Origin of the sequence: Micromonospora sp. DT43 (genome assembly GCF_049841645.1) — a bacterium.
Taxonomy (GTDB): Bacteria; Actinomycetota; Actinomycetes; order Mycobacteriales; family Micromonosporaceae; genus Micromonospora.
On record NZ_JBNCKR010000001.1, the window covers coordinates 153080 to 174801 of the forward strand.

At 70.0% G+C, this 21722-nt stretch carries 16 protein-coding genes and 2 tRNA genes; 13 read left to right on the forward strand and 5 right to left on the reverse strand.

Features of this window, described 5'->3' with window-relative positions; all coding sequences use genetic code 11:
• The first annotated feature begins 40 nt into the window (after positions 1–40).
• From ACLQ26_RS00740 to ACLQ26_RS00755, 4 genes are all read left to right on the forward strand, one after another.
• Positions 41–2896 (forward strand): PQQ-dependent sugar dehydrogenase, encoded by a 2856-nt coding sequence (locus tag ACLQ26_RS00740; RefSeq protein ID WP_425742609.1) that lies wholly within the window; start codon positions 41–43, stop codon positions 2894–2896.
• A 75-nt stretch (positions 2897–2971) separates the two neighbouring features.
• Positions 2972–5077, forward strand: a complete 2106-nt coding sequence (locus ACLQ26_RS00745) for a ThuA domain-containing protein (protein ID WP_425742610.1) — start codon at positions 2972–2974, stop codon at positions 5075–5077.
• A gap of 359 nt (positions 5078–5436) precedes the next feature.
• Entirely contained in the window at positions 5437–5940 is a 504-nt protein-coding gene (locus ACLQ26_RS00750) for a sensor histidine kinase (RefSeq protein ID WP_425742611.1), read from the forward strand.
• A gap of 213 nt (positions 5941–6153) precedes the next feature.
• Positions 6154–7161 carry a sugar phosphate isomerase/epimerase family protein gene (locus tag ACLQ26_RS00755; protein WP_363683546.1) on the forward strand — a complete coding sequence of 336 codons (1008 nt, stop codon included), beginning with the start codon at positions 6154–6156 and terminating at the stop codon, positions 7159–7161.
• A gap of 64 nt (positions 7162–7225) precedes the next feature.
• Here ACLQ26_RS00755 and ACLQ26_RS00760 read toward each other — a convergent pair whose 3' ends face one another.
• On the reverse strand, positions 7226–7639 hold the full coding sequence (locus tag ACLQ26_RS00760; protein ID WP_007463781.1) for a hypothetical protein: 414 nt from the start codon (positions 7637–7639) through the stop codon (positions 7226–7228).
• Positions 7640–7931: 292 nt separating this feature from the next.
• Here ACLQ26_RS00760 and ACLQ26_RS00765 point away from each other — a divergent pair.
• From ACLQ26_RS00765 to ACLQ26_RS00790, 6 genes are all read left to right on the forward strand, one after another.
• Positions 7932–8004 (forward strand) — tRNA-Asn (locus tag ACLQ26_RS00765).
• Positions 8005–8162: 158 nt separating this feature from the next.
• On the forward strand, positions 8163–10286 hold the full coding sequence (locus ACLQ26_RS00770) for an MMPL family transporter (RefSeq protein ID WP_425742612.1): 2124 nt from the start codon (positions 8163–8165) through the stop codon (positions 10284–10286).
• On the forward strand, positions 10276–11514 hold the full coding sequence (locus ACLQ26_RS00775) for an FAD-dependent oxidoreductase (RefSeq protein WP_425742613.1): 1239 nt from the start codon (positions 10276–10278) through the stop codon (positions 11512–11514). Before ACLQ26_RS00770 ends, ACLQ26_RS00775 begins: the two co-directional genes overlap by 11 nt.
• Positions 11515–11568: 54 nt before the next feature.
• On the forward strand, positions 11569–12516 hold the full coding sequence (locus tag ACLQ26_RS00780; protein WP_425742614.1) for a hypothetical protein: 948 nt from the start codon (positions 11569–11571) through the stop codon (positions 12514–12516).
• Entirely contained in the window at positions 12513–14201 is a 1689-nt protein-coding gene (locus ACLQ26_RS00785) for an insulinase family protein (RefSeq protein WP_425742615.1), read from the forward strand. The genes ACLQ26_RS00780 and ACLQ26_RS00785 overlap by 4 nt, the downstream gene beginning before the upstream one ends.
• Positions 14202–14262: 61 nt before the next feature.
• Positions 14263–14339 (forward strand) — tRNA-Ile (locus ACLQ26_RS00790).
• Positions 14340–14481: 142 nt separating this feature from the next.
• Here the strand turns inward: ACLQ26_RS00790 and ACLQ26_RS00795 are convergent.
• Together ACLQ26_RS00795 and ACLQ26_RS00800 are read right to left on the reverse strand one after the other, a co-directional pair.
• Positions 14482–15585, reverse strand: a complete 1104-nt coding sequence (locus ACLQ26_RS00795; protein WP_425742616.1) for a hypothetical protein — start codon at positions 15583–15585, stop codon at positions 14482–14484.
• Positions 15582–16100, reverse strand: coding sequence for a SigE family RNA polymerase sigma factor (locus ACLQ26_RS00800; RefSeq protein ID WP_425742617.1), 519 nt, complete (start codon positions 16098–16100; stop codon positions 15582–15584). The genes ACLQ26_RS00795 and ACLQ26_RS00800 overlap by 4 nt, the downstream gene beginning before the upstream one ends.
• Positions 16101–16646: 546 nt before the next feature.
• On the opposite strand from ACLQ26_RS00800, the gene ACLQ26_RS00805 reads away from it, so the two are divergent.
• On the forward strand, positions 16647–17537 hold the full coding sequence (locus tag ACLQ26_RS00805; protein ID WP_425742618.1) for a DUF1963 domain-containing protein: 891 nt from the start codon (positions 16647–16649) through the stop codon (positions 17535–17537).
• A 1122-nt stretch (positions 17538–18659) separates the two neighbouring features.
• Positions 18660–19094 carry a DUF6228 family protein gene (locus ACLQ26_RS00810; RefSeq protein WP_425742619.1) on the forward strand — a complete coding sequence of 145 codons (435 nt, stop codon included), beginning with the start codon at positions 18660–18662 and terminating at the stop codon, positions 19092–19094.
• An 84-nt stretch (positions 19095–19178) separates the two neighbouring features.
• Here ACLQ26_RS00810 and pip read toward each other — a convergent pair whose 3' ends face one another.
• Positions 19179–20156 (reverse strand): prolyl aminopeptidase, encoded by a 978-nt coding sequence (gene pip / locus ACLQ26_RS00815; protein ID WP_425742620.1) that lies wholly within the window; start codon positions 20154–20156, stop codon positions 19179–19181.
• Positions 20157–20243: 87 nt separating this feature from the next.
• On the reverse strand, positions 20244–20546 hold the full coding sequence (locus ACLQ26_RS00820; RefSeq protein ID WP_425742621.1) for a hypothetical protein: 303 nt from the start codon (positions 20544–20546) through the stop codon (positions 20244–20246).
• A gap of 271 nt (positions 20547–20817) precedes the next feature.
• Here ACLQ26_RS00820 and ACLQ26_RS00825 point away from each other — a divergent pair, with 271 nt between their 5' ends.
• Complete coding sequence (locus ACLQ26_RS00825; protein ID WP_425742622.1) at positions 20818–21711, forward strand: endonuclease/exonuclease/phosphatase family protein; 894 nt, start codon at positions 20818–20820, stop codon at positions 21709–21711.
• The last annotated feature ends 11 nt before the right edge of the window (positions 21712–21722 follow it).

A 21722-nucleotide genomic window follows, 5' to 3' on the forward strand; every position in this document is an offset into this window, starting at 1 on the left:
CGCCCGGCCTGGCCTCACTCGTCAGGAAGGGACAGCACAGATGTCCAACAAGGACGCACCCCCTCGTCGACCTCGGCGATTGTTCTCCGCCGGCTCGGCCCTGCTCCTCGTGGTCGCGGCCGGCACCGTCACACTGAGCGCCAGCTCGACACCGGCGCAGGCGCACACGATCACCGCCAGCGACTTCCAGCAGGTCGAACTCGCCCGTGGCGTGTCCGACATGGGTGAGCCGATGTCGCTCGCCGTGCTGCCGGACCGCTCGGTCCTGCACACCGCCCGCAACGGCACCCTCCGGCGCACCGACGCCAACGGCACCACGTCGGTGATCGGCACCCTGTCGGTCTACAACCACGACGAGGAGGGGCTGCAGGGCGTCGGCGTCGACCCGAACTTCGCCAGCAACCGGCAGATCTTCCTCTACTACGCGCCGCCGCTGTCCACCCCCGGCGGCGACGCGCCCGCGACCGGCACCGACTTCTCGGCCTTCGACGGGGTGAACCGCCTCTCCCGGTTCACCCTGAACTCCGACTTCACGCTCAACCAGTCGAGCAAGGTCGACGTGCTCGACGTCCCGGCGAGCCGCGGTATCTGCTGCCACGTCGGCGGGGACATCGACTTCGACGCCGCCGGCAACCTCTACCTGTCCACGGGCGACGACACCAACCCCTTCGAGTCCGCCGGCTACTCGCCGCTGGACGAGCGGACCAACCGCAACCCGGCGTACGACGCGCAGCGCAGCGCCGGCAACACCAACGACCTGCGGGGCAAGATCCTGCGGATCAAGGTGAACGCCAACGGGACGTACTCCATCCCGTCGGGCAACCTGTTCGCGCCCGGCACCGCCAGGACGCGGCCGGAGATCTACGCGATGGGGTTCCGCAACCCCTTCCGGATCAGCGTGGACAAGGGCACCGGGGTCGTCTACGTCGGTGACTACGGGCCGGACGCCGGCAGCACCAGCGCCACCCGTGGGCCCTCCGGCCAGGTCGAGTTCAACCGGGTCGCCGCGCCGGGCAACTTCGGCTGGCCGTACTGCACCGGCACCAACACCAGCACCGAGACGTACAACGAGTGGGACTTCGCCACAAACGCCAGCGGCGCGAAGTACAACTGCGCCGGCGGGCCGACGAACAACTCGTTCCGCAACACCGGCCTGACCACCCTGCCGCCCGCCCAGCCGGCCTGGATCCGGTACGCGGGCGACGCCGGCACCCCGACCGAGTTCGGCGGCGGCTCCGAGTCGCCGATGGGCGGCCCGGTCTACCGCTACAACGCCTCGTCGACCTCGACCACGAAGTTCCCGCAGTCGTTCGACGGCCAGTTCTTCGCCACCGAGTTCGGCCGGGGCTGGATCAAGCCCATCCACGTCAACTCCGACGGCTCCCGGGGCACCATCGACACCTTCCCGTGGGTCGGCAAGCAGGTGATGGACTCGGCGTTCGGCCCGGACGGCTCGTACTACGTGCTCGACTACGGCACCGGCTACTTCAACGGTGACGCCAACTCGGCGCTCTACCGCTTCGACTACGTCGCAGGCGGCAACCGGGCGCCCAGCGCCACGGCGAGCGCCAACAAGACCTCCGGCGCGGCGCCGCTGACCGTGGTGTTCTCCTCGGCCGGCTCGTCCGACCCCGAGGGCGGTGCGCTCACCTACTCGTGGAACTTCGGCGACGGCACCACCTCCACGACGGCGAACCCGACGAAGACGTACAGCGCCAACGGCACCTACACCGCGACGCTTACCGTACGGGACCCGCAGGGCGCCACCGGCAGCGCCAGCGTGCAGATCAACGTCGGCAACACCGCGCCCACGGTGACCATCAACAACCCCGGCAACGGGCAGTTGTTCAGCTTCGGCGACACCGTTGCCTACAGCATCACGGTGACCGACCCGGAGGACGGCACGATCGACTGCACGAAGGTCAAGATGACCTACGTGCTCGGGCACGACCAGCACGGGCACCAGATCACCTCGAAGACCGGCTGCTCGGGCTCGATCACCATTCCGGTCGACGGTGAGCACGACGACGCGGCGAACATCTTCGCCATCTTCGACGCCGAGTACACCGACGCCGGTGGGCTGACCACGCACACCCAGCACACCCTGCCGCCGCGCCACCGCCAGGCCGAGTTCTTCGGCAGCTCGTCCGGGATCAACGTGTTCAGCAAGACCCCGGCCGAGGGCGGCAAGACCGTCGGCGACATCAACAACGGCGACTGGATCGCGTTCCAGCCGTACCGGCTGGGCAACGTCACCTCGTTCAGCGCCCGGGTCTCCTCGGCGGGCGCCGGTGGCACCCTCCAGATCCGGGCCGGCTCGGCCACCGGCACGGTGCTCGGCTCGGCGACCGTTCCGGTCACCGGCGGCTGGGAAACCTTCACCAACGTGACCGGTGCGATCACCAACCCGCCGACCGGCACCACCACGCTCTACCTGACGTTCGCGGGTACGGGCACCGGCGCGCTCTACGACCTGGACGCGTTCACCTTGACCACCGGCTCGGCCCCCACCGGCGGGACCGGCCCGATCAAGGGTCTGGGTGGCAAGTGCCTGGACGTCCGCAGCGCCGCGACCGCCGACGGCACGCAGATCCAGATCTACACCTGCAACGCCAGCGCGGCGCAGACCTGGGCGATCACGCCGAACTCCACGATCAAGTCGTTGGGTAAGTGCCTGGACGTCTCCGGTGCCGGCACCGCCGACGGCACCAAGATCCAGCTCTACACCTGCAACGGGACCGCCGCGCAGAACTGGGCCGCGCAGGCCGACGGCACGATACGCAACGCCGGGTCCAGCAAGTGCCTCGACGTCACGGGCAGCAGCTCCGCCGACAGCACGGTGGTCCAACTGTGGACCTGCACCGCCGCCGCCAACCAAAAGTGGATCCTGCCCTGAGCTGAGTGGTGGGGCCCCCTGTCACCGCCTACGGTTGGGCAGGGGGCCCTTCCTAACCACAGTTAGGAGAGCGATATGCGCAGACGCCTGCGACCCGTCCTCGGTGCGGCCATGGCGGCACTCGCCGTCATCGCCTGCACCACCCCGGCGAGCCCGGCGAGCGCCGCCGACGCTCCGTACGACGTGCTGGTCTTCTCCAAGACCGCCGGTTTCCGGCACGACGCGATCCCGGTCGGCATCCAGACCATCCGTGACCTGGGCGCGGCGAACAACTTCACCGTGACCGCCACCGAGGACGCCGCCGCGTTCACCACCGCCAACCTCGCCCAGTACGAGGCGGTCGTCTTCCTCAACACCACAGGTGACGTGCTCAACGCCAGCCAGCAGACCGCCTTCGAGTCGTACATCGGCTCCGGTCGTGGTTACGTGGGCGTGCACGCGGCCTCCGACACCGAGTACGACTGGCCGTTCTACGGCAACCTGGTCGGCGCGTGGTTCGCCTCGCACCCGGCGATCCAGCAGGCCAACGTCAAGGTGGAGGACCGGGGGCACGCCGCGACCGGGCACCTGCCGCAGACCTGGACCCGCACCGACGAGTGGTACAACTACCGCACCAACGCCCGGTCGACCGCCCACGTGCTGGCCACGCTTGACGAGTCGTCGTACTCCGGTGGCGGCATGGGCGCCGACCACCCGCTGAGCTGGTGCAAGAGCTACAGCGGCGGCCGATCCTTCTACACCGGGGCCGGGCACACCCAGGCGTCGTACGCCGAGCCGGCCTTCCGGACCCACCTGCTCGGCGGCATCCGGTACGCCTCCGGCCGGAGCAAGGCCGACTGCCGGCCCGAGACCGGCTACACCCCGCTCTACAACGGCTCCACGAGCGGCTGGTCGCAGGCCGGCCCGGGCAACTTCACCAACTCCGACGCCACCCTGACCTCGGTGGGCGGCATGGGGTTGTTCTGGTACAACGCCAAGCAGTTCACCAACTACTCGTTGAAGCTGGACTGGAAGATGGCCGGGGACGACAACTCCGGCATCTTCCTCGGCTTCCCGCCGTCGAGTGACCCGCAGTCGGCGATCAACAACGGCTACGAGGTCCAGATCGACGCCACCGACGCGGTCGACCGCACCACCGGCTCGGTCTACACGTACAAGGCCGCCGACACCGCGGCCCGGGACGCGGCGCTGAACGCGCCCGGGGAGTGGAACACCTACGAACTGCTGGTCGAGGGCGAGCGGCTACAGGTCTTCCTCAACGGGGTGAAGATCAACGACTTCACCAACACCGACCCGGTCCGTTCGCTCGCCGGCCACATCGGCATCCAGAACCACGGCACCGGTGACGACGTCGCGTTCCGCAACATCCGGATCAAGGAGCTGGGCACCACCCCGACGCCCACCGGCACGATCCAGGCCGAGGCGTTCACCTCGGCCAACGGCGTCTCCGCGTTCACCAAGGAGGGCGCCAACGGTGGGCAGACCCTCGGCTACATCGAACCGGGTGACTGGGCCGCGTACAACGGCGTGGACCTGACCGGGATCACCTCGTTCACGGCCCGCGTCGTCTCCGGTGGCGCGGGCGGCACCATCCAGGTGCGCACCGGCTCGGCCACCGGCCCGGTGCTCGGCTCGGTCGTGGTACCGAACACCGGCAGCTGGAGCACGTACGCCAACGTCACCACCGCGCTCGCCAACGTCCCGTCCGGCACCCAGAACCTCTATCTCACCTTCACGGGTAGCGGCACCGGGCTCTTCGACCTGGACGACTTCACCCTGGTCAAGGGCGGCGGCGGCACCCCCGGGGTCGGCCCGATCAAGGGCCTGGCGGGCAAGTGCCTGGACGTGCGCGGCGGCGGCACTGCCGACGGCACGCAGATCCAGCTCTACACCTGCAACGGCGGCACGGCGCAGACCTGGACTGTGTCCGGCTCGACGATCAAGGCGCTGGGCAAGTGTCTGGACATCTCCGGTGGTGGCTCCGCCAACGGCACCAAGATCCAGCTCTGGACCTGCAACGGCACGGGCGCGCAGAACTGGGCGGCCCAGTCCGACGGCAGCCTGCGCGGCACGGCGTCGGGCAAGTGCCTGGACGTCTCCGGCAACAACTCGGCGGACAGCACCGTCGTTCACCTCTGGAGCTGCAACGGCGCGGCCAACCAGAAGTGGACCCTGCCCTGATCCGCCGAACGCACCGGGCCCACCGGGCTCACTGAGCCCGCAGGGGCCGCCGGTCACGGCCGACGGCCCCTGCGGGCCACCCGCTCCTGGCGTCAACCGCGGCGACGCGCTCCGCCTCACCGGGCGCGTCCCTTGCCGAGGCCACTGTCACCGAAGAGGCATATACCTGTGAGTCATAACTATGACTCACAGGTATATGCCTCTCGACCATTCATGGCCGGAGCGGCCCGAGCCGAGGGGGCCGCGGGGCCGGCGAGGGCGACCGGTGCCGACGGGGCGGCCGGAGCGGCCGGAGTCGTGGGGCGCATTGTGTGGACACCGGCTGCCCACTCTCAGGCGCCTGCCGTACCTTGACCGGCATGGGGCGTTTCGCGCGATGGCGCCGAACGGTGCGGACGCAGGGGCACCGGCTGCGCGCAGCGCTGCACCGGGTCGATGAGCCCGATCCGTTGACCGGGCCGGCGCCCAGCCTGAACCGCCTCGACGCGCTGATGGAGGGTTTCGCCGCAGGCCAGCCCGTGCGCTGGAGCCTCGGCGGGGCACCCCGGCCGTTGCCCGGGGCGGTCGACGTGGCGGCGTACCGGATCATCGAGGAGGCGCTGGCCGACGCGCGCCGGCACGCCCCGGGCGCGGCGGTCGCGGTCCGCCTGCGCTACGACGCCCAGGGCGTCACCATCGAGGTACGCGACGACGGCGCCGATGCCGCTACGCCGGGCGGGGAGATCCGGGCCGCCGGGCGCGGGCTGGCCGCGGTGCGGGGTCGCGCCGAGCGGGTTGGCGGCACCTTCTCCGCCGGCCCGAATCCCGGCGGCGGGTTCACCGTCCGGGCGGTCCTTCCCGCGCCCGAAGAAGCGGTCGAGTGACGATCCGGGGCTTCCGCGAGAGGGCCTGGCGGAAATAGGGTGGGGGCGGCGACCGTGACGGTGGCCGGTGACCCGGTGGGAGGCGCAACCCGCCGGGCTCAGGTGCGCTCGGCACCCACCGGTGTTCCGCCTCGGTGCCGCGTACCGGTCTGACCGGTCACCCTCGCCCCGGTCCGCACAACGGAATCCCCATCACATCAGGGGAGAAGGACAATGGCGCGACCCATCACGCTCTTCACCGGCCAGTGGGCCGACCTTCCGTTCGAGGAGGTCTGCCGGCTCGCCTCCGAGTGGGGCTACGACGGTCTGGAGATCGCCTGCTGGGGCGACCACTTCGAGGTCGACAAGGCGCTCGCCGACGACTCGTACGTCGACCGCAAGCGGGAGACGCTCGCGAAGCACAACCTCGAGGTCTTCACGATCTCCAACCACCTCGTCGGTCAGGCGGTCTGCGACCATCCGATCGACGAGCGGCACCAGGACATCCTGCCCGGCCGCATCTGGGGCGACGGGGAGCCCGAGGGGGTGCGCCAGCGGGCCGCCGAGGAGATCAAGGACACCGCGCGGGCGGCGGCGAAGCTCGGGGTCAAGACCGTCGTCGGGTTCACCGGGTCGTCGATCTGGCACACCCTGGCGATGTTCCCGCCGGTGCCGCCGTCGATGATCGAGCGCGGCTACCAGGACTTCGCCGACCGGTGGAACCCGATCCTCGACGTGTTCGACGAGGTCGGGGTGCGATTCGCGCACGAGGTGCACCCCAGTGAGATCGCGTACGACTACTGGACGACGAAGCGGACGCTCGAGGCGATCGGCAACCGGCCCGCGTTCGGGCTGAACTGGGACCCGTCGCACTTCGTCTGGCAGGAGCTGGACCCGGTGAACTTCATCTTCGACTTCGCCGACCGGATCTACCACGTGGACTGCAAGGACGCGAAGGTGCGTACCGGCGACGGCCGACGCGGCCGGCTCGCCTCGCACCTGCCCTGGGCCGACCTGCGCCGCGGCTGGGACTTCGTCTCGACCGGGCACGGCGACGTGCCCTGGGAGGACTGCTTCCGGGCGTTGAACGCGATCGGCTACACCGGTCCGATCTCCGTGGAGTGGGAGGACGCCGGGATGGATCGACTGCTCGGTGCCCCGGAGGCGCTGCAGTTCGTCCGCCGGCTCGCCTTCGATGCTCCGACCGCCGCCTTCGACGCGGCGTTCAGCAGCAAGGACTGACCACAACCCGGACAGACCACGGGCCGGTCGCCTCTCGGCGACCGGCCCGTCGACGTGCGTTGGGTCAGAGCGTGCTGCCGTTGGTGCCCGAGCCGGACGGCTTGGTGCGGGGGGTGGTGGCCGACGGCGACCCGGAGGTCGTGCCGACCGTGCTGCTGCCCGTCGAGCCGGAGCCCGCCTTGGCACCCACCGTGGCGGGCGTGCCGGCGAACGCGTCGTCGGCGGCGGTCAGCTCCTGCTTGCCGGTGCTGCCGTTGCCCAGCTTCTCGCCCAGCTTGGTCTGGCCGAGCTTGTCCTTGCCCTCGCTGTAGAGCTTGTTGGCCTGGGCCTGCGCGACCCCGGCCGCCTCCTGGACGGTCGGGTGGTCGAGCACCTTGCGGCCCCGAACCACGAGCTCTTCGTACTTCTCCCGGCCGGCACGGGCGCCCAGGACGAATCCCGCAGCCAGCCCGCCAAGAAACATGATCTTTCCGCGCATGGCGGCTCCTTCCGTACCTGACGCGCCGTCGCGCCGGCGGGTTGCCCCGTCGGGCGCGACCAATTCGCGCCTGCGTCCTCTGTCCGCAGCTAACTACCCATCCTGCTCCCCGCTCAAGCCTGCTTGTGCCGGGATCGCGATTTGCCCCGATTGCGATCGGGTCGCGGCGGTGACCTGCGAATCTGGATCAAGGCGGATGCGTGTGGAACCCACTGGACCATCACCGGGGGATGTCCTGTACTCTTGTCCCGTCGCAGGGCACCGGCGAGATCCGGTTCCAGGCGGTGCACGATCCCCTGTAGCTCAATTGGCAGAGCAGCCGGCTGTTAACCGGCAGGTTATTGGTTCGAGTCCAATCGGGGGAGCTCCTCCACCCAGCGCCCGTCGGCAGTACGCCGACGGGCGTTTTCGTCTGCGCCCACCCGGTTTCGCCCTCGCTCGACGAGCTCGCCCGGCAGGATGGTCGATGTCGACTTAGACTCCCGCTGCGTCGATTGATGCGTCGATCCTTGGGGTGAGCGCCATGTCCGGACGAGGTGGCTTCGGCCGGGCCACACTGATCGCGGTGGCGGTCGTACTGGCCTGGCTGGTGATCGGCGGTGTGGCCGGCCCGTACGCCGGGCGCCTCAGCGAGGTCGCCACCAACGACAACGCCGCCTTCCTGCCCACCGACGCCGAGGCGACCCGCGCCCAGGACCTCGCCGGTGGCTTCGTCGACAGGCAGACCGTGCCCGCTCTGGTCGTCTACGAGCGGTCGTCGGGGATCACCGACGCCGACCGGCAGCGGGTCGCCGCCGACGCCGCCCGGTTCGCCCAGATACCCGGCGTGGTCACCCCGCTGTCCCCGCCGATCCCCAGCGCGGACGGTCAGGCACTTCAGGTCGTCGTGCCGGTGGACGACGCCGAGGGCGAGGAGATCGGCGCGGTCGTCAAACAAATGCGCGACCTCGCCGGCGGCGACCGGGACGGGCTCACCGTGGACGTCGCCGGCCCGGCCGGCCTGCTCGCCGACCTGATCGAGGTCTTCTCCGCCATCGACGGGCCACTGCTGCTCGTCACCCTCGTGGTGGTGCTCGTCATCCTGCTGATCGTCTACCGCAGCCCGGTCCTGTGGATCTTTCCGCTGCTGGCCGCCGGAATGTCGTACGCGCTGGCCTCGGTCTTCGTCTACCTGCTCGCCGATGCCGACATCATCAAGCTCAACGGCCAGGCACAGGGCATTCTCACCGTGCTGGTCTTCGGCGCCGGCACCGACTACGCGCTGCTGATGATCGCCCGCTACCGGGAGGAGCTGCACCGGCACGACCGCCCGTGGGACGCCATGCGCGCCGCCTGGAGGGGCGCCGCGCCGGCCATCATCGCGTCCGGCGGCACCGTCATCGTCAGCCTGCTCTGCCTGCTGTTGTCCAGCCTCAACTCCAACCGGGCGCTCGGCCCGGTCGCCGCCATCGGCATCGCCGCCACGCTGCTGGTGATGCTCACCTTCCTGCCCGCGCTGCTGGTCCTCGGCGGCAGGTGGGCGTTCTGGCCCCGGCGGCCGCAGGTCGACCAGGCCGACCCACGGGTCGAGCACGGCATCTGGAACCGCGTCGCCGGTTTCGTGGCCCGGCACGCCCGACCGATCTGGCTGAGCACCGCAGTCGTCCTGGCGCTCCTCACGCTCGGCCTGACGCAGCTCGGCGCCACCACCCTCGGCCAGTCCGACCTGTTCACCCAGCGCACCGACTCGGTGGACGGTCAGGACGTGATCGCCCGGCACTACCCGGCCGGCACCGGCAGCCCGGCGACCATCTTCACCACCGAGCAGACCGCGCGGCAGGTGGCACAGGCGGCCCAGGGCGTACGCGGCGTCGCCGACGTCCGTCCGCTCTCCACCGGCCCGCAGACCGGCCCGCCCGAGGAGAGCGCGGCACCGAAGGTCGTCGACGGGCGGGTGCAGTTGGAGGCGACACTCGCCGACCCGCCCGACAGCGACGGCGCCGAGCGGACGATCCGCGAGCTGCGGGTGGCCGTACACCGGGTGCCCGGCGCGGACGCCGTGGTCGGCGGCTTCACCGCGATCAACGTGGACACCTCCGACGCCGCGAAGCGCGACCAGAACGTCATCATCCCGGTGGTGCTTGTGGTCATCGCGGTCATCCTGGCCCTGCTGCTGCGCGCTCTCCTCGCACCAGTGCTGCTCATCGGCACGGTCCTGCTCAGCTTCGCGGCCACCCTCGGTCTGTGCGCGCTGCTGTTCCGCCACGTCTTCGACTTCCCCGGCGTGGACTCGTCGTTCCCGCTGTTCGCGTTCGTCTTCCTGGTCGCCCTCGGCATCGACTACAACATCTTCCTGATGAGCCGGGTCCGGGAGGAGTCGACCAAACGGGGCACCCGCGCCGGCGTGCTCGGCGGCCTCGCCGTCACCGGCGGGGTGATCACCTCCGCCGGCATCGTGCTCGCCGCGACCTTCTCCGCACTTGCCGTCCTGCCGCTTGTGATACTCGTCGAGTTGGGTACGGCCGTCGCGATCGGGGTACTGATCGACACGATCATCGTCCGGTCGTTGCTGGTGCCCGCGCTCGCGTACGACATCGGGCCGAAGGTCTGGTGGCCGGGCCGGTTGTCCCGGGCGAACGGTGAGCGGGAGACGCGCGATGCTGTCTGAGACCGACGTGGTCGTCGTCGGCGGTGGCCTGGCCGGCCTCGCCGCCGCACGCCGGCTGCACCGCGCCGGCGTGCCCTGGCGGCTGCTGGAGGGCAGCGGCCGGCTCGGCGGTCGCGTCGCCACCGACGTCGTGGACGGCTATCTGATCGATCGCGGTTTCCAGGTGCTCAACACGGCGTACCCGCGGCTCGGCACGCTGCTCGACACCGACCGGCTCGACCTCGGCTACTTCACGTCCGGGGTGCTGGTGCGTCGGGGCGACGACCTGCTCCGGCTGGTCAACCCCCTGCGGGAGCCGACCGGCGCCCCCGGTACCGCGCTGGCCGGCGTGGGCTCGCTGCTCGACCGGCTGCGCTTCGCCGCGCTCGCCACCGGCTGCGCCACGCTCCCGGTGTCCCGGCTGCTCTCCGCGCCGGAGACCACCGCCGAGACGGCGCTGCGTCGCGCCGGTCTCTCCGACGCCATCATCGAGGAACTGCTGCGGCCGTTCCTGTCCGGCGTGCTCATCGACCGGGAGCTGGCCACCTCCAGCCACGTGCTCGCCGTGGTGCTGCGCTCGTTCGCCCGTGGCCGGATCGGTCTGCCCGCCGAGGGGATGGCCGCGCTGCCCCGGGCCATCGCCGACCCCCTGCCCGCCGACCTGCTCGACCTGGACACCCCTGTCGCGCAGGTCGCACCCGGTCTGGTCCGCACGCAGGCCGGCGACATCCGCTGCCGGGCCGTCGTGGTCGCCGTCGACCCGCCCGCCGCGGCCGCGCTGCTGCCGGCCCTGGCGACGGTACGCATGCACAGCTACACCACCTACTACCACAGTGCGCCCGAGCCGCCGCTCGCCGAGCCGATCCTGGTCGTCGACGGCGACCGCCGGGAGATCGTGGCGAACACCGTGGTGCTCAGCAACGCCGTCCCGACCTACGCGCCGGCCGGACGGCACCTCGTGGCCACGTCGGTGGTGGGTCCGACGGCCCCGCCCGAGTCGACCATCCGGGCCGAGTTGACCCGGCTGTACGGCCGATCCACAGCCGACTGGACCCACCTCACCACTGTGGCCGTTCCGGACGCGCTGCCCGCCGCGCCGCCGCCGCAGGGCCGGCTGCGCAAGCCCGTCTCCCTGGGGGAGGGGCTGTTCGTGGCCGGTGACCACCGCGACAGTCCATCGATCCAGGGCGCTCTCGCCAGCGGCTGGCGTGCTGCCGGGGCGGTGCTGGAGGAGCTGCGCGCCGGCTGAGCCCGCCTCGAAAGAGGCCCCCGCCGTTGTAATTGATCACCTATGATCGCCGCCATGCCCGCCCCCCTCCCGGCACCCACCTTCGATGTCGCTGCCGCGTACCCCGAGGTCAACGACCTGCGTAAGGCGCTCGACGCCGCCGACTGGCCCGCCGTCCAGGCCGTCTTCGCCGACCGGGACGCGGACGGCCGCACCCTGCTCGTCGGCGCGGCGGGCGACCAGGTCGGGACCGGGCCGTTCCTGCGCCGGGTGTACGACGCCGACCCCACCGACCAGCTCGCCGGGACGCTGCTCGGCAACCAGCTCATCCGCGACGGCTGGCGCATCCGCAGCGCCTACCGGGCGAAGTACGTCAGCCAGGCGCAGTTCGAACAGTTCCACGATCACCTGCGTCGTGCCGAGCAGGTGCTCATCGACGTCACCGCCCGGTACCCCGACGACGCGGCCGCCTGGACCCAACGGATCACCATCGCCCGAGGGCTGCAACTGGGCCAGAACGAGGCACGCCGCCGCTACGACCAGCTCGCCCGCAAGCACCCCCACCACGCGCCCGCGCAGGCGGCCCTGCTCCAGCAGCTCTGCCCGAAGTGGAGCGGCGACTGGGACCGGGCCTTCGCGTTCGCCCGTGAGTGCGCGCAGGCCGCGCCCGCCGGGGCGCCCAACGCCGTGCTGGTCGCCGAGGCGCACCTGGAACGCTGGCTGGACTTTGACACCCAACGGGAGCGCACCACGTACCTGCGCAGCACCCCCGTCGTGGACGAGGTCATGCAGGCCGGGCAGCGATCCGTGCTGCACCCGGACTTCGTCGACCGGCCGGGCTGGGTGTGGGTCCGCTCGACGTTCGCGCTGATGTTCAGCCTCACCGAGCAGTGGCCCGCCGCCGCCAGCCAGTTCACCGCGCTGGGCAACCTGGGCACCGAATACCCCTGGGCCTACGTGGACGACGCCGAGGGCTACACGAAGTACCGCGCCAAGGCGTACGCGAAGGGTGGCCAGTCATGATCCAGCACCTGGACGTGGACGGGGTGCCCACGCTGCTCGCCCCCACCGGCGGGCCGATGCGCGCCGGACTGACCTTCCGGGTCGGCACCGCCGACGAGACGCTCAGCCGCGCCGGCATCACCCACCTCATCGAGCACCTCGCGCTCGCACCGCTCGGTCTGGCCGACTACCACGTCAACGGCGTGACCGCCCCCGCGTTCACCATGTTCCACACCCAGGGCTCCGAGGCGGACATCGCGGCGTTCCTGACCGCCGTCTGCGAGCACCTGTCGGACCTGCCGGTGGCGCGGCTGGACGTCGAGAAGGACATCCTGCGTACCGAGTGGAGCAGCCGGGGCGCCGCCGCTGTCGACGACATCCCGCTGTGGCGACACGGCGCGCGGGACTTCGGCCTGAGCAGCTACCCCGAGTGGGGCCTCAGCGCGCTCACCGCGGACCACCTGCGCGAGTGGGCGGCCCGCTCGTTTACCAGGGAGAACGCGGTGCTCTGGATCGCCGGCGACCGGGTGCCCGCCGGGCTGCGCCTCGCGCTGCCCAGCGGGGTCCGGCAGCCGGTGCCGGCCGTCTCGTCGGCGCTGCCGCAGACCCCGGCGTACTTCGTCAGCGGCGCCCGCGCCGTGGTGCTCGACTCGGTGGTGCGGCGCAGCGCCGCCGCGGCCGTCTTCTCCGGCGTGCTGGAACGGGAGCTGTACCGGTCACTGCGCCAGGAGTCGGGCCTCTCCTACACCACCACGACCGGGTACGAGCCGCGCGGCGACGGGTACGCCACGCTGCGGGCGCTGGCCGACGCGCTCGCCGAGAAGCAGGACGCGGTGCTCGGCGGCTTCGTCGACGTGCTGGCGAAGCTGCGGGTCGGGCGGATCGAGCAGGCCGACCTGGACGCCACAGTCGCCAAGCGGGAGGACGTGCTCGGCACCGCCGAGGTCGACGCCGCGCGACTGCCCGGGTACGCCCTCAACGTGCTGACCGGCGAGCCGAACCTCAGCATCGACGAGCACCGGGCCGAGTTGAAGACGGTCGGCCTCGCCGACCTGCACGAGGTGGCCGGTGAGGTGATGTCGTCCGCGCTGCTCCTGGTGCCGCGCGGGCTCACCGCCGACTGGGCCGGTTTCGTCGCCGCACCCACCCACTCCACCGACACAGTCGAGGGCACCACGTACTCGGCGAAGCAGGGCGCCGGCGCGCTGCGCATCGGCGTGGACGGGGTGACCTACCTGGGCACCGACGGCCCGCTGACCGTCCGGTACGCCGACTGCTCCGCCATGCTCGCCTGGCCCGACGGCGCGCGGCAACTGATCGGCTCGGACGCCATCGTGTTGCACGTCGAGCCGACCATGTTCAACCTGCATCCGGCGGCGCTTCCGGTCATCGACGCCAAGGTGCCGGCCGATCGGCACATCGCCATGCCGGCCCGCACACCGGACGCCATCCCGCAGCCGTCGGTCGCCGACCAGCCGGCCCGTACTCCCGCCGATCGCCCGTGGTGGGAGATCGCGGCGATCGTGATCAGCGGCGTGGCCGTCCTGTTGGTGGGCGCGGTGAGCCTGCTGGTGACGTACGTGATGGTCGCCGCCGGCACCGAGCCGGGCGAGGAATGGCTCTGGGGCGTCGTCGTCGCGGGCTGGCTGCTCACTGTTATCCTCGCGTTGCCCATCGTGCTGCTGTGGCGACGGCGGCGGGGATGAGGCGGGGCCACACCGGCGCTGGCCCGTGATCCGCCGAGCGGGATAAGATCCGCGCGGTGTCGGGGCGGTAGCTCAGCCGGTTAGAGCAGGGGACTCATAATCCCTCGGTCGCGGGTTCGAGTCCCGCCCGCCCCACCAGCAGTTTTCCCTGGTCAGGTCGGCCCTTGGTTCCTCGGTCGTTCTGGTTACAGTCGGTGACATCTGCGTGCCTGCGGCCGCACTCACATGCAGAAATGAGTGCGTTTGGTCGATGGATCTGGGGATTGCGAGCGGGCAGCTGTCATCCGATTTTCATGGTGTAGCCGCTGTGTAGCGGTGTCATCAACAGTTCGACGATTTCCCGGCTGACGTGCGCCTGCCGGGTTCCGTTGTCCAGGCCGCGCCGGGTGCACGAGCTGAACGTGACCCAGAGTCGGCTGGGCGTCCCGTTGGCGCCGTCGGCCCCGCTGAACTGGAGCACCACGTCCGGTGCGACCTCGACGCTGTCCCGGCACCGCGATGCTGGCAGGTCCGGGTTGCGGCCCTCCGGCGCGGCGTTGGCCGCTTCAACAAGCCGCCGAATCTCGGTGTCGCCGAGATTCGCCGACGCCTGCAACCGCTCGTCGGTCCCCCCGGCGTAGTAGCACACCGCGACATAGTCCGGATCCACTGGAATCATGGATGGCGCGGCGCTGCCTGCGCCACTGGCCGGGCGGGTCGTGGCACAGCCGGCATGGTCGACGTCGACAAGGTGTGCGCTGTTCAGGATCTTGCGCCGCTCCGGCTCGTCGGTCGTGCGTACGTCCAGGTAGACCTTTCGGGAGGGTACGGCGAGCTGGCCGGCGTAGCGGCCGTCGGGTAGCCGTCCCTCAGCCAGGGTGGCCGGTACACCACCGATCAGCACCTGGCGGGTGGTCATGCCCTCGTGCGAGTTGTGGGCGGTCGCGCCGATTAGGGCCACATTCTTCGTGGTCGGCTCCGGCGTGTGGCAAGCTGGGGTCACCCCCTGGGCGCGCACGACGCTGGGCCGATCGGTCATGTTGCAGCCGTAGTCATTGACCTCCCAGCCGCCCGGCACCGCGATCTGCAGGCCAAGCGAGCTGTACCAGACCCAGTCGTGCGGCAGGGCGGGCGTCTGTCCGAGCGCCGCCGGCATTTCTCCGGATGCCGTCGGCGAATCCGCGACCGAGCCTGCCCCACCATCCGGCACCCCAAACTCGATGGCGAGGCCGCCGACCATGATCGCGGCCGCAGTGACGAACGCGACTCCTGCCACGCGTACCTGGCGTCGCCGGTTGGCGCGCCGCCTAGCCTGGGGAAGCAGGCCAGGCTGGCCACCCGCCACCACGTGCTCCCGGCTGCGGAACACGTCCCGCAGCACATCCTCGATGTCGCGGTCACTCACGGCAACGTCTCCTTCCGCATCGTTGGCAGCGCCGCCCGCAGCGAGGCGAGCGCTCGTGTGGCCTGTGATCGCACGGTCCCGGTTCGGCAGCCGAGGATGGCGGCGATCTCCGCGTCGGCAAGGTCCTCGTAGTAGCGCAGTACCAGCACCGCCCGCTGTTTTCTGGGCAGGCGCCCCAGCAGCTCCCATGCCGCTTCGCGATTGGCGTACGAATCCTCGCTGCTGGCAACCACGTCGCACGCACGGCTGCCGAGCCGCGCCTCGCCCGGCGTCGCCACCGGGATCTCGCCGCGCCAGAGCCGCCGGCGCCAACGCAGGTGTTCGTTGACGATCATTCTCTTCAGGTACGCGTCCGGCTGCTCCAGGTTCGAGATCCGCAGCCAGCGCGGGTACGCCTTGGCCAACACGGACTGCGTAAGATCCTCGGCCGAATGGCGGTCCCCGCACAGCATCAGCGCGAAGCGCATCAGCGCCTCGCCGCGTGCGGCCACGAATTCCTCGAGTGTCGGCGCCACCACACCTCCTGTCTCTGTCACCTAATAAAGGCCCCGGGAGGCGCGATCCGCTGCACGCCGCGGCCTCCTCGGATTCGAAGCGGGTACGCAGGCCGGTCGAACCGCACGGTAGGGGTGGATCCTCCAGCACGCTCGATGGCGACAACGGCCAGTGACCCGTCGTGGGGAACGACTCTCTGCTCAGGGGCTGGACCTTGGGCGCGATGTCGGGGCTGGGGTGTGCCGGTTGAACGAGGTCGAGGCCCCGCGCTGGGGTGGGGAGTCAGCGCGACCGTGTAGGACGACGATGTCGCGCCGATGGCTCCCGCAATAGCCACTCCGGGTCCGCTGACCGTGCCCTCATCTGCCGCGATCCGATTGCTACGGGGCGGCGGCCCATGGCTGGCGGTTCGGCCATGCCGCGATGCGCGCCCGTGTCGCGGACCGTGAAGGCTTCGCGGCGCCCTCTGAGGATCATGTCGGGCATCAGGTGGGACGTGAGGACAGCGCGTGCGGGCCGTGGGGCACCCGGTCGCCGGGCTCGCCCTCGTGGCACCATGTTGCGCTATGGATCATCAGGGGCAGCTTCGTCGTGCAGCGCTCGCGGTGGGCATCCCGGACGACGAGGTCCGCCGGTTCACCCAGCACCTCCGTTTGTCGATCCGGTTGAGCGAAGGATCCAGCGGTGTTCCGGTGGGGCAGTTCGGTGGGTTGCCCCGGCTGCCGGTGGGCGTGGACTGGCCGTCCGACGGGGTCAGTCCGTTGCCGTTCATCTTCTCGGTCGACTGTGCGCTGCTGCCAAGAGTCGACGGCTTCGGCCTGCCGGCAGACGGCTCGCTGCTGTTCTTCCTGAACCACGAGCAGGCCGCTGCCACGGGGGAGCGAAGGTACGGGCGGGTCGTGTATGTGCCGGCCGGTTCCGATACCGAGGTGGCGGCAGGATCCACCGACGATGCGTTCGTCGAGCCGTACGACGTCGGTGCCACGCTGCGCGCGGAGTTCCCCGATTGGTTCGGGGCGGACGACGAGGATGAGGACGACGACGAGGACGACGACGACCTGTCGCCCTTCCAGCAGCAGTTGGCCCGGGACCTCGAGCGTGACCTGCCGCACCTTGACGAACTCTGTGCTCTGGCCAACGATCTCTGGCCGCCTGACAACGGGTACGCCCGCGCCTATATCGGCGGGTATGCCGACGAGGAGATAGTCAAGAGTTTTGCGGAGCAGACCCTCGCGTGGCGCGAGAAGACCGGCGAGATCGTCATCCCGGTCGCGAAATGGTATTCCCATGTGGAGAAGGAAACGCACCGGCTGACGAGTGAGTGGGTGTCGCTCGCCCACTTTCCCGTAGACAACGAGCTCTATTACCGGAGTGACGGGAGTTTCGTGATCCGTCACGACGACCTGGCCGCTGGTCGGCTGGACGAAGCACTTTCCGTGGCTGAGTTGATCCCGTAGAACACCGGCGGCGCCGGATACGGCCACGATCTGTACCGCAACCGCGTCCCAGGCCCGGACGATCACTGACTGGTCGACAAGCTGGCCGGGGAGTACGAGGCGATGGACCCCTCTGACGAGCGTTTCGCTGGTCTCGCAAACGCGGTCCGGCTGCTGGCGCAGTCCCCCTACGAGCACCCGGACTACCGGCAGGAGTGGCGCCTGTAGCTGGCTTCGCACAGTGCTGTCAGTCGGGCCAACCGCAGGACAAGTGGGAACGCGTCGACCATGAACACTGTTTATCGATGATGGTCCGAGGGCGACGGTGGGCGACGCGGCGAGCAGGTCAGCGACCGCTACCAACGCCGGCCGACAGCGGTCTTGATCTTTGCGCGGTGAGAGACCGGGGCGCGATCTCGTACCCGCCTGCTACGGTGCGCCGCAGTTGGCCGGTCAGAGCAACCCCATGTGGGACAGCGCGGCTACGGGGGGGGCGGGCACTGGTAGGTCCCCGGAGTGATCCCGGGACTGAATATGGGACACCGCGACCCGCCCCCCGCCAGGCAGCACGAGCCCGAGGCAAGCGGTCCGCATCTAGTCCGCAAGAGGTCGACGGACGGCGGGGAGTGGTGTGAGATCGGGGGCATTGTTTCCTGAAGCGGTTGTACGACGAGACCCGGAGTTCCTGACCGGCCATCCGTGGTCCTGAGCAAGGGCGGAAGTCCCTCGGCACCCTCGCCCGTCCACAATGGTCAAGGGTCGGGGCCTTCATGCTGCTCCGGCTGCCCGGTCCCGTGAAAAGTGCGAAAATCTCCCACATGAAGCCAACCAGGAACGCGTGGTGGCAGACAACGATGACGCCGAAGCAGGGTTTCATCAGGGGAGGCGTCTGGCTTCTCCTGGCGGTCGGGTGGGTGGTTGTGGCCGTCGGAGACCCCACACCGTGGCATTGGGCATTTGCCGCACTGTGGGCCGTCGTCAGTGTGGGCTATCTGGTGTCAGCCGTGTTGCTGCGGCGACGGCAGCGCGCAGCTCAGGAGAAGCCAGGACCAGAAGCCGCAGTACGGGCCGATTGAGCCCGGTCGCCGGCAAGGCCAAGATAATCGCTCGGTATGAACGTGCCTGCCGACCATCATGGTGACCGTGGAGCCCTTCGTGCTGCAACCGCTCGGAACGAGCTGCCGTTGGGCGCTACACCCTCCCACCGACCCGTACGGCGATGGCTACGTCTGGGCCGTGCGGTCAGAGATCTCGGACATTGGCATGACGGCGGAGACGAGCGCCATGTTGGCGGGCCGGTGGGCACCTGAGAACGAATCTCTCGGATGGTTCTTTCAGTCTCTGGCGGATGACTGGCGCGGCTGGGAAGGCAGGCGGGAGTGGCGCTCGCTCGAAGGTGAGATGGAGGTCGACGCGCACCACGACGGGCGAGGTCACGTAGCCATCGGCGTGACGTTGCGGCGTACCCGGCAGGCGTATGCCGACGATGCGTGGTCGGCCCGGACGGTCTTTCTGCTCGAGGCGGGCGAGGAGATGACCAGGCTGGCGGCCGACGTTCGTGATGTCCTCAGCCGGTAAGCCTCATCCGGCCGCAGGCACCTGACCAGCTGCGGGTCACTTCCGCTGACCCCCGTGCCGCCGCTTGGGTGCTACGAAAGCCGCTTATTGATCCTGCCGGTCGAGGTAGGAGGCCCCGAAGCGGTCCAAGGCGTCGATGACCACGTCGCCGACGCCGCGTCCGGAGCCGTGGCCAGCCTCGTCGATCAGCTCCAGCCGTGCCTCGGGCCACACCTTGGACAGCTGCCAGGGGATGTCGACCGGGCTCCCGAGGTCGAGCCGGCCGTGTACGAGCACACCAGGAATGCCGGCGAGCCGATGTGCGCCAGCCATCAACTCACCGTCGGCGAACCAACCGTCGTGCGCCCAGTAGTGGGTGACGAGACGCGCGAAGGTCATCCGGAACGCCGGGTCCTCGTATCGAGGGTCAGGTCGACTGTCGGGCAGGTTCGAGACGAGTGCGTCCTCCCAGGCACACCAGTTGCGTGCGGCCCGGTCCCGTACCCCCTCGTCGGGATCGGCCAGCAACCGGGCGTAGGCGGCGGGCAGATTGCCGTCGCGTTCGGCGTCCGGCACCGCGTCCCGGAACCTCTCCCATTGTTCGGGGAAGACCCGTCCGAGGTCGCGGGTGAGCCACCGGTGCTCCGCCGGTGTGCTGGTGACGACGCTGAACAGCACGATCTCGGTGACCCGGTCGGGGTGCCGCTCGGCGTAGCCGAGGCCGAGGGCGCTGCCCCACGATCCGCCGAGCAGCAACCACCGGTCGATGCTCAGGTGCGTGCGCAGCTTCTCGATGTCGGCCAGAAGATGCGGCATGGTGTTTGTCGACAGGTCTGTTCGCACGTCGCCCGCGTCCGGTGTGCTGCGTCCGCATCCCCGCTGATCGAACAGGACCACCCGATAGACGGCCGGGTCGAAGAACCGCCGCCAGAATGCCCCGGCTCCAGAGCCGGGGCCACCGTGCAACACCAGGGCTGGTTTTCCGAGTGGGTTGCCGCAGCTCTCCCAGTAGACGAGGTGGCCGTCACCGACGTCGAGCATGCCGTGTGCGAAGGGTTCGATCTCGGGATACAGGCGGGTCACGCCAGCGATCCAACCATCGAGCTCGTTTCCGCGCACTCGTGTTCTGGCGGTGGTGGAGGTCCGTCCGAACGGTGTGGTTGTTGGTGGTTACGCGCGGTCGCCATCCCCACCGTCACGGGGCCGGTACCTGACGAGACCGAGTGCGAGAAACCCGAGCGCCAGGACCACTAGCGTCAACGCTGTCGCGGGTCCGAACGCGCCGATGAGCCGTCCGAGGTACCCCACTGCAAGTAACAGGAAGAAGAGCCCGCCGCAGAGGAACCACATCCCCGCATCGACTGGCCGCCTCCACCTTCGCCGGGCAAAGGGCGGCATGCGGCCAGTCAGCAGGAGACGAACACCGTAGCCGGCAAAGACCACACCGACGACGCCCAACAGGATCTGGAACACGTCTCGGGGGTCCATACAGCTGCCTCTACCCCGGGGGTCTGGTCGGCAACCAGGTGGATCACTGCCTAGCCGGGGCTTCTTCGCCTTCGAGCAGTCGAGCCAGGCCGGTCAGGCCGGTCAGGCCGGGGCCGGTCGAACGCGTTGCGCAACTCCCTACAACTGTTGCAGCACGGGTTGTGCGCGCCATCGCCGGTGTCGATGCCACATCGGCGGCTGCGGCGTGGTCACCGCTCCGGTTGCCGGCACGTGCCATCGGTCACAGGATGGCGAGATGTCCGAGAAGCGCGCGAACCTGCGGGTGGTCACCCTGAACACTCTTGCGCCGTTCTTCGCCGACTGGCCACGCCGTAGGGCGGTGCTCGTCGACGGGCTGCGCGAGCTGCGGCCGGACGTGGTGGCCCTGCAGGAGGTGGCTGGCGGCGGGGATCTGGACGAGGCCGGTGGCCTACTCGGGCCGGACTATCACCTGACACCGCATCCGGGGCGCTCGGCCGACGGGGTCGGAGCCGTGCTGGGCAGCCGCTGGCCTGTGCGTACCGTCGGGGTTGTCGATCTGCATGTCACCCCGCGCACGGCGGCGCTGCCGTGGAGCGCCGCAGTTGTCGTGGAGATCGCGGTGCCGCCGCCGCTGGGGCCGGTACTCGTCGCACACCACAAGCCGACCTGGCAGTACGACGCCGAGTACGAGCGGGAACTGCAGGCGGTACGGACGGCCCGGTACATCGAGGAACTGGTCGCCGAGCAGCGGTCCGAGCCGCTCGACCCGGATGGTCCGGACACCGAGCCGCACGTGGTGCTGCTGGGCGACTTCGACGCGGCACCCGATGCGTCGAGCGTCAGGTTCTGGACCGGGCGGCAGTCGCTGGCGGACATCAGCGTCTGCTACCAGGACTGCTGGACGGCGGTTCGGGCTGAGGCGCAGGGACATACCTTCACGCCGGGCAACCCACTGGTCCGGGACGGGCTGATGCCGCTGGACCGGGGGCGGCGGATCGACTACGTCCTGGTCCGGTGCGGTCCGCACGGGCCGACCCTCGACGTGGTTGACTGCCGACGGGTGTTCGCCGAACCGGTTGGTGGGGTGTGGGCGAGCGACCACTTCGGGGTGCTCGCCGATCTGCGCCTTCCGCCGCATCCGCCAGGCACCTGGATGGGGGACCGCTAGCGGTCCGAGTG